This window comes from Streptomyces sp. W16 (genome assembly GCF_033194735.1).
In the GTDB taxonomy this organism is placed as follows: Bacteria; Actinomycetota; Actinomycetes; order Streptomycetales; family Streptomycetaceae; genus Streptomyces.
The window spans coordinates 1-8,659 of record NZ_JAWOAI010000437.1; the positions used below are offsets into that span (position 1 = coordinate 1).

Annotated in this window: 8 protein-coding genes; 3 read left to right on the plus strand and 5 right to left on the minus strand. The window is 71.1% G+C overall.

What is annotated here, in order from left to right:
• Positions 1-495: phosphotransferase (locus R6V09_RS39270; protein WP_317886261.1), on the plus strand; the 495-nt coding region annotated here is incomplete at its 5' end.
• Between the two features lie 75 nt (positions 496-570).
• Here R6V09_RS39270 and R6V09_RS39275 read toward each other — a convergent pair.
• Entirely contained in the window at positions 571-2,154 is a 1,584-nt protein-coding gene (locus R6V09_RS39275; RefSeq protein ID WP_317886262.1) for a protein kinase domain-containing protein, read from the minus strand.
• A gap of 321 nt (positions 2,155-2,475) precedes the next feature.
• Here R6V09_RS39275 and R6V09_RS39280 point away from each other — a divergent pair, with 321 nt between their 5' ends.
• Positions 2,476-4,113 (plus strand): protein kinase domain-containing protein, encoded by a 1,638-nt coding sequence (locus R6V09_RS39280; protein WP_317886263.1) that lies wholly within the window; start codon positions 2,476-2,478, stop codon positions 4,111-4,113.
• A gap of 62 nt (positions 4,114-4,175) precedes the next feature.
• Here R6V09_RS39280 and R6V09_RS39285 read toward each other — a convergent pair whose 3' ends face one another.
• The gene (locus R6V09_RS39285) at positions 4,176-4,712 is read right to left on the minus strand and encodes a bacterial proteasome activator family protein (protein WP_317886264.1); all 537 of its coding nucleotides are present in this window, start codon (positions 4,710-4,712) and stop codon (positions 4,176-4,178) included.
• A 116-nt stretch (positions 4,713-4,828) separates the two neighbouring features.
• Here R6V09_RS39285 and R6V09_RS39290 point away from each other — a divergent pair, with 116 nt between their 5' ends.
• The gene (locus R6V09_RS39290; protein WP_317886265.1) at positions 4,829-5,446 is read left to right on the plus strand and encodes a hypothetical protein; all 618 of its coding nucleotides are present in this window, start codon (positions 4,829-4,831) and stop codon (positions 5,444-5,446) included.
• A gap of 12 nt (positions 5,447-5,458) precedes the next feature.
• Here R6V09_RS39290 and R6V09_RS39295 read toward each other — a convergent pair whose 3' ends face one another.
• From R6V09_RS39295 to R6V09_RS39305, 3 genes are all read right to left on the minus strand, one after another.
• Complete coding sequence (locus tag R6V09_RS39295) at positions 5,459-6,439, minus strand: NAD(P)H-quinone oxidoreductase (protein ID WP_317886266.1); 981 nt, start codon at positions 6,437-6,439, stop codon at positions 5,459-5,461.
• Positions 6,440-6,485: 46 nt separating this feature from the next.
• Positions 6,486-7,580, minus strand: a complete 1,095-nt coding sequence (locus R6V09_RS39300) for a potassium channel family protein (RefSeq protein WP_317886267.1) — start codon at positions 7,578-7,580, stop codon at positions 6,486-6,488.
• Positions 7,577-8,659 (minus strand): molybdopterin molybdotransferase MoeA (locus R6V09_RS39305; RefSeq protein ID WP_317886268.1); only part of this gene is annotated, 1,083 nt, incomplete at its 5' end. The genes R6V09_RS39300 and R6V09_RS39305, both read right to left, overlap by 4 nt.

The following is an 8,659-nucleotide window of genomic DNA, read 5'->3' on the forward strand; positions in this document are numbered from 1 at the left end:
TTCGACGAGCTGGCCGGGCACCGGCTGCTGGAGCGCCGGGAGCTGCTGGAGCGGCACGCGGACCGGCGTCCGCCGCGCGGGGGCTGCGTGGGGTGGGTGCACGGGGACTTCCACCCGTTCAACCTGCTCTACAAGGGCGACGCCCCCGCCGCGATCGTCGACTGGGACCGGCTAGGCGTGCAGCCCCGCGCCGAGGAGGCCGTACGCGCCGCCGCGATCTTCTTCGTACGGCCCGACGGGGCGCTCGACCTGCCGAAGGTGCGGGCGTACGCGCACGCGTACCGGCGTGCGGCGCGTGCCACGCCCTCCGAACTCGCCGCCGCCGTGCACCGGGTGTGGTGGGAGCGGCTCAACGACTTCTGGATGCTGCGCTGGCACTACGAACGCGGCGACACCCGCGCGGACCCCCAGTTCCCGGCGGCCTCGGCGCTCGCCGTGTGGTGGACGCGGGAGTACGACGCGGTGTGCGAGGCCTTCACGGAGTGCGCCCTCTAGAGGACGACGGAAAACGGCACGCGCGCGTGGACCCCTGTTACGGGGTGCACGCGCGCGTGTCGTTGTGCGTGAGGGTCAGCCGGCGCCCAGGGCGCCGGCGACGGTGCCGGCACCGCCGTCGTCACCGGGATCGCCCGTGTCCGTCGGGTCCGCCGAGGTCGACGCGGTCGGGGTGTCCGACGGCTCCTCGGAGGCCGTCGCGGACGGAGTGCTCGAAGGCTTCTCGGTGGCCGTCTCGGACGGCGTGTACGAGGGCGTGCGCGACGGCGTGTAGCTCGAACCGGAACTCGTGCCGCTGTCGTCCGTGTTCGTGTCGGACGGCGAGGCGGTCGTGTCGTCGCTCGGCGACTCGCTGGACTGGTCGTCCGTGGCGGACTGCGAGGTCGTCGGCGACTGTGTGGTGCCCGAACCGCCGCTGCCGTTGCCGGTGTTGTTCATGGCCAGCGCCACACCCGCCGCGATGGCGATCACCGCGAGCACGGCGAGGATCCACAGCTTGCCCCGGCCGCTGCCGTGGTTGCCGTGCCCCTCGAAGCCGCCGTCGTCGCCGTTGCCGTAGCCGCCCGGCAGGATCGGCTGCGGGATCTGTGTGGTGCCGGAGGAGTCGTGGGGCATCATCGTCGTGCCCGCGAAGCCTCCCGGCGGAGTCCCCTGGCCGTTCGCCACGGTCACCGGGCCGGTGTTCCAGGTACCGGTGTGGCCGCCCTGGTCGTAGAGCATCTGCAGGCCGTACTGGACCAGCCCGCGCATCTCCTCGGCCGTCTGGAAACGGTCGTCCGGGTCCTTGGCGAGGGAGCGCATGACGAGGCCGTCGAGCTCCGGCGGGCAGACGCCGCCCGAGGTCTGGGACGGCGGGACCGGGATGTCCTGGACGTGCTGGTAGACCACCGACAGCGGGGTCTCGCCGGTGAACGGGGGCCGCAGCGCGAGGAGTTCGTAGAGGAGGCAGCCCGTCGCGTACAGGTCGGAGCGGTGGTCGACGGCCTTGCCGAGCGCCTGCTCCGGGGAGAGGTACTGGGGCGTGCCCATGACCATGCCGGTCTGCGTCATCGTCGTGGACGCCCCGTGCAGGGCGCGCGCGATGCCGAAGTCCATGACCTTGACGGCGCCGTTGTGCGTGATGATCACGTTCGCGGGCTTGATGTCGCGGTGCACGATGCCGTGCTGGTGCGAGTAGGCGAGCGCCTCCAGGACACCGGAGACGATGATCAGGGCCTGCTCGGGCCCGGGCGCCTCGGCGTTCAGGAGCAGGTCGCGGATCGTCCGCCCCTCGACGATCTCCATGACGATGTAGGGCACGGACTGGCCGCCGCCCGTGCCGTAGCCGCCCGTGGACACCGTGTCCTCGCCGGAGTCGTACACGGCGACGATCGCGTGGTGGTTGAGCCCGGCCACCGACTGGGCCTCGCGCGTGAAGCGGGCCTTGGAGGTCGGGTCCTCGGCCAGGTCGGAACGGAGCAGCTTGACCGCTACTGTGCGCCCGAGCCGGACGTCCTCGGCCGCGAAAACCTCGGCCATACCGCCCCGGCCCAGTCTGTGGGTCAGCCGGTACCGGCCGTCGCCGACCAGTCCGCCGTTGCCCCACAGTTCCGGTGCGTCCGACATTCCGCCGCCAGCCGCCTCGGGGTCGGACGGGCCCTGAGCGTGCTGCTGTGCCATCAGTCCTCGCCGTCGTTTCTGCCCGCGGTGCGCGCGGTGTTGTTACGGTCTCCGTCGGCCACGCTACAGGCTCGGCGCAAGCCGCCGTTCCGGGATCAGTGCCGGAATCGTCCGGAGACGGACCGGCCATCAAATCGGTATCACGCGCCGTCGTGCAAATTCTGTGTACCGCCGGTACAGCACCTGTAACGCTTCCACGACTCTTCTTTCGCGTACGGTCACGGATCGGGCACCGCGCTTGACGTGTCAGTGCCCTCCGGCAGACTTGGCCGGGAATGGCACATTCGATCACTGAGCCGGCGCCGATGGGGGACACGGAACATGAGCCAGGACGGCGCACACGGCCGGTATACGGGGCGCGCGCTGGCGGGTGGCCGCTACCAGCTGCGCGACCTGCTCGGCGAGGGCGGCATGGCCTCTGTGCACCTCGCCTACGACTCGGTGCTCGACCGTCAGGTCGCGATCAAGACCCTCCACACCGAGCTCGGCCGTGAACAGGCCTTCCGCGAGCGCTTCCGCCGCGAGGCCCAGGCCGTGGCCAAGCTCACGCACACCAACATCGTCTCCGTCTTCGACACCGGCGAGGACGTCCTCGACGGCTCGACGATGCCGTACATCGTCATGGAGTACGTCGAGGGCCGCCCGCTGGGCTCCGTACTCGACGAGGACGTACGGCAGTTCGGCGCGATGCCCGCCGACAAGGCGCTGAAGATCACCGCGGACGTGCTGGCCGCGCTGGACATCAGCCACGAGATGGGCCTGGTCCACCGGGACATCAAGCCGGGCAACGTGATGATGACCAAGCGCAGCGTCGTCAAGGTCATGGACTTCGGCATCGCCCGCGCCATGCAGTCCGGTGTCACCTCGATGACGCAGACCGGCATGGTCGTCGGCACCCCGCAGTACCTCTCCCCGGAGCAGGCGCTCGGCCGGGGCGTGGACGCGCGCAGCGACCTGTACTCGGTCGGCATCATGCTGTTCCAACTGGTCACCGGGCGGCTGCCGTTCGACGCGGACTCGCCGCTGGCCATCGCCTACGCGCATGTGCAGGAGGAGCCGGTCGCGCCCTCCTCGATCAACCGTTCGCTGCCGCCGGCCGTGGACGCGCTGGTCGCCCGCGCGCTGAAGAAGAACCCGAACGAGCGCTTCCCGAACGCCGAGTCCATGCGCGAGGAGTGTCTGCGCGTGGCGTCCTCGCTGCACACGGCGGCCCCGAGCATCGTGCCGGGCGCGCCCGCGCAGAGCGGCGCGGGTGTCGGCTCCGCGGTGTTCCCGCCCGTCGACCAGGCGGCCCCGGCGCCCACCGGTCCCGTACAGACGCCGTACCACCCGGGCCCGTACCACGGCACTCCGGCGCCCGCGCCGCCCTCGCCCGCCTACGGCTATCCGCAGCAGCCGGGTTACCAGACGCCGGCCTCGGTCGGGTTCGGGCAGCAGGGCATCTCGACCCCGCCGCCGTACAACCTGAACCCGCAGCACCCGACGCCGGCCGCCGGGGGAGGCGGCGGCAGAAGCAACAAACCGGTGGTCATCATCGCGATCCTCGTCGCCCTCATCGCGATCGGCTCGCTGATCGCGTCCCTGGCGAGGTCCAACAACGGCTCGGCCGACCTGGGCAGCAACGGCAGCAGCTCCAGTGCGAGCGATTCGGCGACGGCGGTGGAGGGCCACCGCGACGGCGACACGTCGAAGACGATCGAGAAGACCGCGTGCACGGAGCCGGAGGAGTCGTACAACGACCCCGCCAAGATCAGGATCCCGGACTTCCAGTTCAAGTACATCTCCTCGGTCAAGTCCTGCCTCCAGGCCGCGGGCTGGAACGTGAAGACCAAAACCGAGGACGAGAACACCTACGGCGAGGGCACGGTCATGGAACAGTTCCCGGCGGCCGGCACCGACGTGGACCCCAAGGAGATGCCCCAGATCCAGCTGAACGTCTCGACGGGCAACCCGTCCTGACCCACCCGGACACGCGGAAGGGCCCGGCAGTATCGGCTGCCGGGCCCTTTTGACATGGCGTACTACAGGTACGGGCCGCCCACCCGGCCGCCCGGCTGGCCTTCCTCGGAGCCGTCACCGACACCCGGCGGCAGCGCCCGGCGCATCTGCTCCAGCTGCGCCCGCGCGGCCATCTGCTGGGCGAACAGCGTGGTCTGGATCCCGTGGAAGAGTCCCTCCAGCCAGCCCACCAACTGCGCCTGCGCGATACGGAGTTCCGCATCGCTCGGGATCGCCGTGTCCGTGAACGGCAGCGAGAGCCGCTCCAGCTCCTCGACCAGCTCCGGCGCCAGACCGTCCTCCAGCTCCTTCACCGAGCTGGCGTGGATCTCCTTGAGCCGCACCCGGCTCGCCTCGTCGAGGGGAGCCGCACGCACCTCCTCCAGGAGCTGCTTGATCATGCTGCCGATCCGCATGACCTTGGCGGGCTGTTCCACCATCTCCGTCACCGGGATCTCGCGGGAGTCCTCGTCCCCGGTGCCACCGAGCGCCATCCCGTCCTGGCCCACAACCAGGATCTGAGGCTTCTCCGGTGACCTTTCGTTCCTCGGCATCTCCATGCCGCCATTCTCTCGCACCCGTACACCTCACCACCGTGGTGCCCCCCTCGTAAGGTGATCCACCGTTTGCCCGAACCTGGAATGCCGGAAAACCCGCCCGATGTGACGCTTGTCCCGTGACTCCATGGCTGCGCACCGCGGGACTGCTGCTTGTGCTGGGCACGGGCGGGATGGTGAATCCGTACGGGGGTGTTCTGGCGTACGGCGTGGGAGCGGGGAGCACCGGGGGCGCCGGGGGTGGTCGCGTCGCGGCCACGGCCTCTGCTTCCCCCTCCGCCACCGCTTCCGCTCCGGCTCCCGTCCTGAAGCCCGCGCCCGGTCCCGACCATCATGATCAGGCCCCCGCTCAACCCCTCGCTCACGCCCCCGCCGAGCCTTCCCAGGCCGGAAGCCGGGCGGGCGAAGGGCGGGAACGGCCGGGGCGCACGGCTCAGCCGAGTGCGGAGGAGGACGAAAGCGCAGGTGACGACGGGGACACGGCCGAACCGGCGGCGGACGAGAGCGGCGACGGTGGCCGGTCGGCCGCTCCGACGCCCGCCGACTCCGCCTCGCCGTCCCAGGAAGCGGGGGTCGCGCCGTCCTCGCCGCCACTCCAACCCGTGCACCAGACCGTCACCCACGCCGAGAACCCCGCCGAGCCCGTGCTGCGGATCCTGCCGCTGGGCAGCGGCCTGATCCTCATCGGCCTCGGCCTCGGCCTCGCCTTCATCGGTCTGCGGGTGCGCCGCGGTTAGGCCACCTCCGGCCTACGGCGCGACGAGCAGCACCTTCCCGATGTGCCCGCTGTCCTCGACCACCTGGTGTGCTGCAGCCGCCTCGCTCATCGGCAGCTCCCGATCGACGACCGGCCGGACCTGGCCGGACTCGATCAGCGGCCACACATGCTCGCGTACGGCGGCGACGATGGCCGCCTTCTCGCCGAGCGGACGGGCCCGCAGCGAGGTCGCGCTGATCGCGGCCCGCTTGCCGAGGAGAGCGGCGATGTTGAGTTCGGCCTTGATGCCGCCCTGCATCCCGATGATCGCGAGCCGTCCGTTGACAGCGAGGGCCTGGACATTGCGGTCCAGGTACTTGGCGCCCATGTTGTCGAGGATGACGTCGGCGCCCGCACCGTCCGTGGCCTGCGCGATCTCGGCGACGAAGTCCTGCTCGCGGTAGTTGATCAGGATGTCGGCGCCCAGCTCGGCGCAGTAGTCCAGCTTCTCCTTGGTGCCGGCCGTGACGGCGACCTTCGCGCCGACCGCCTTGCCGAGCTGGATCGCCATGGTGCCGATACCGCTGGAGCCGCCGTGCACGAGCAGCGTCTCGGCGGGGCGGAGGTGGGCGACCATGAAGACGTTCGACCAGACCGTGCAGACCACCTCGGGGAGCGCGGTGGCCTGCTTGAGGTCGACACCCCGCGGCACCGGCAGCAGCTGCCCGGCCGGTACGGCGACCTTCTCCGCGTAGCCGCCGCCCGCGAGCAGCGCGCACACCTCGTCGCCGACCGACCATCCGGACACCCCGGGGCCGATCTCCGTGATCCGGCCGGAGCATTCGAGGCCCGGGTAGGCGGAGGCTCCGGGCGGCGGGTTGTAGAAACCCTGGCGCTGCATGATGTCGGCCCGGTTGACGGCGCTGGCCACCACCTCGACCAGGACCTCGCCCTCTCCGGCCACCGGATCGGGGACCTCGTCCCACACCAGCGCCTCGGGCCCACCAGGTTCGGAAATCGTGATCGCATGCATGAGCCCGACGCTACTCCTCGCCATACGGCCGACCACCGAAGGTGTGTCACTCCGGCAGCGGCCGGATGTCCGGCGCGACCTGCGAGCCCGGCGAGACCCGCACGATGGTGATGAGCCGGTCCGTCAGCTGAAGCGTCCCGATGGCCGGGTCGTCGTAGCCGAGCACTCGATGCCCGCGTACGACGCTCACCACCAGGTCGTCCGTCTCGCGCGGTGTCCTGCCCACCTCGGCCTTTATGACCGGTCGCTCGGTCATGTCGAGCCCGCTGCCCTGCTGGATGAGGTCCTCCATGACCATGCCGGCGGCGGGGCTGAGCACGGACAGACCGAGCAGCCGGCCGGCCGCGCTGGCGCTGGTGATGACGGCGTCGGCGCCGGACTGCTTGAGGAGCGGCGCGTTCTCCTCCTCGCGGACCGCGGCGACGATCTTCGCGCCGCGGTTGAGCTGCCGGGCCGTGAGGGTCACCAGGACGGCCGTGTCGTCGCGCTGCGTCGCGATGATGATCTGCCGCGCCCTGTGCACCTCGGCGCGCTTGAGGACCTCGCTGCGGGTGGCGTCCCCGACGACCCCGACGTAACCGTCGCTGCTCGCGGCCTCGATCGCCTTCGCACTGGGGTCGACCACGACGACCTGTTCCTTCTTCAGCCCCGTCGCGCACACGGTCTGGATCGCCGACCGCCCCTTCGTACCGAAGCCGACGACGACGGTGTGATCCCGCAAGGTGGACCTCCAGCGGTTCAAGCGCCATTCCTCCCGCGTGCGTTCGGTGAGGACCTCAAGGGTGGTGCCGACGAGGACGATCAGGAAGAACACGCGCAGGGGCGTGACGACCAGGATGTTGGTGAGCCGGGCGCCGTCGCTGACCGGGGTGATGTCGCCGTAGCCGGTGGTCGAGAGGGTGACCGTGGCGTAGTATAGCGCGTCGAGGAAGTCGACCGAGCCGTCCGAGTTGTCGTTGTAGCCGTCATGGTCGGCATAGACGATCAGTGCGGTCGCGGCCAGCAGGAGCAGCGCGATGGACAGCCGTTTGGCGACCTGCTGGAAGGGGTGCTCGACCACTTTCTTCGGGAGTTTCACCCGATGGGTCACGAGATGTTCGTCCGCCTGGCGGGCGATCGCATCATGGCCCGACTGTTTCACGTGAAACACACCCCGATTCCCGCGGCTGCCCAGGGCAGATCGATGAGCTCCGTCCGCTGCCCCTGCCGAGCCCCGCCCGGCACCACGACCGCGAGCGCGTCGGCCGCCGCGATCCCGCGCAGCATGGCCGGACCGTTGTAGTGCAGCGGGACAGCGAAATCGCCGCGCAGGACGGCGGGGATCAGCCGGGTGTCGTACGGGTGCCCGTGCACCGCCTCCTGGAGGGGCAGGGCGTACGGCTCCGGGGCGGGGTGTGCCGACAGGGTCCGCAACAGCGGTTCGGCGAGGGTGAGCAGGCCGGAGACCGCGGCGAGGGGGTTGCCGGGCAGGCCCACGAGGTGCTGGTCGTCCTTGAGGCGGGCCAGCAGCATGGGGTGGCCGGGGCGCACCTTGACGCCGTCCACGAGGAGCTCGGCGCCGAGCCGGCGCAGGGTGGGGTGGACGTGGTCGACCGGGCCGGAGGCGGTGCCGCCGGTGGTGACGATGAGGTCGGCGGTGCTGGCCGTGATCGCCTTGTGCAGCGCCTTCTCGTCGTCGCGGAGCCGGCGGACCGCGGTGACCTCGGCGCCGAGCGCGCGCAGCCAGGACGGCAGCATCGGGCCGAGCGCGTCCCGGATGAGCCCGTCGTGGGGCAGCCCCTCGGTGAGCAACTCGTCGCCCAGGACGAGGACTTCGACCCGGGGGCGGGGTACGGCGGTGAGGGTGTCGTAGCCGGCGGCTGCGGCGAGGCCGAGCACCGCGGGAGTCACCAGGGTGCCGCCGGGCAACAGGTGGTCACCGCTGCGGCACTCCTGGCCGCGCGGGCGGATGTCCTGGCCGTGTCCGACGTCCCGGGACGCGTGGAGCCGGCCCTTGTCGTCGGTGCGGCCGTGTTCGCTGCGGATGACGGCGGTGGTGTCGGCGGGGACCCGGGCGCCGGTCGCGATCCGTACGGCCTCGCCGTCGCTGAGCGGCTCCGACTCCGCGTGTCCGGCGAGCACCCCGTCCTCGCGTACGGCCCAGGGACCGGGCCCGGCGACCGCCCAGCCGTCCATCGCGGAGGTGTCGAACGAGGGCAGGTCGCTCAGCGCGACGAGCGG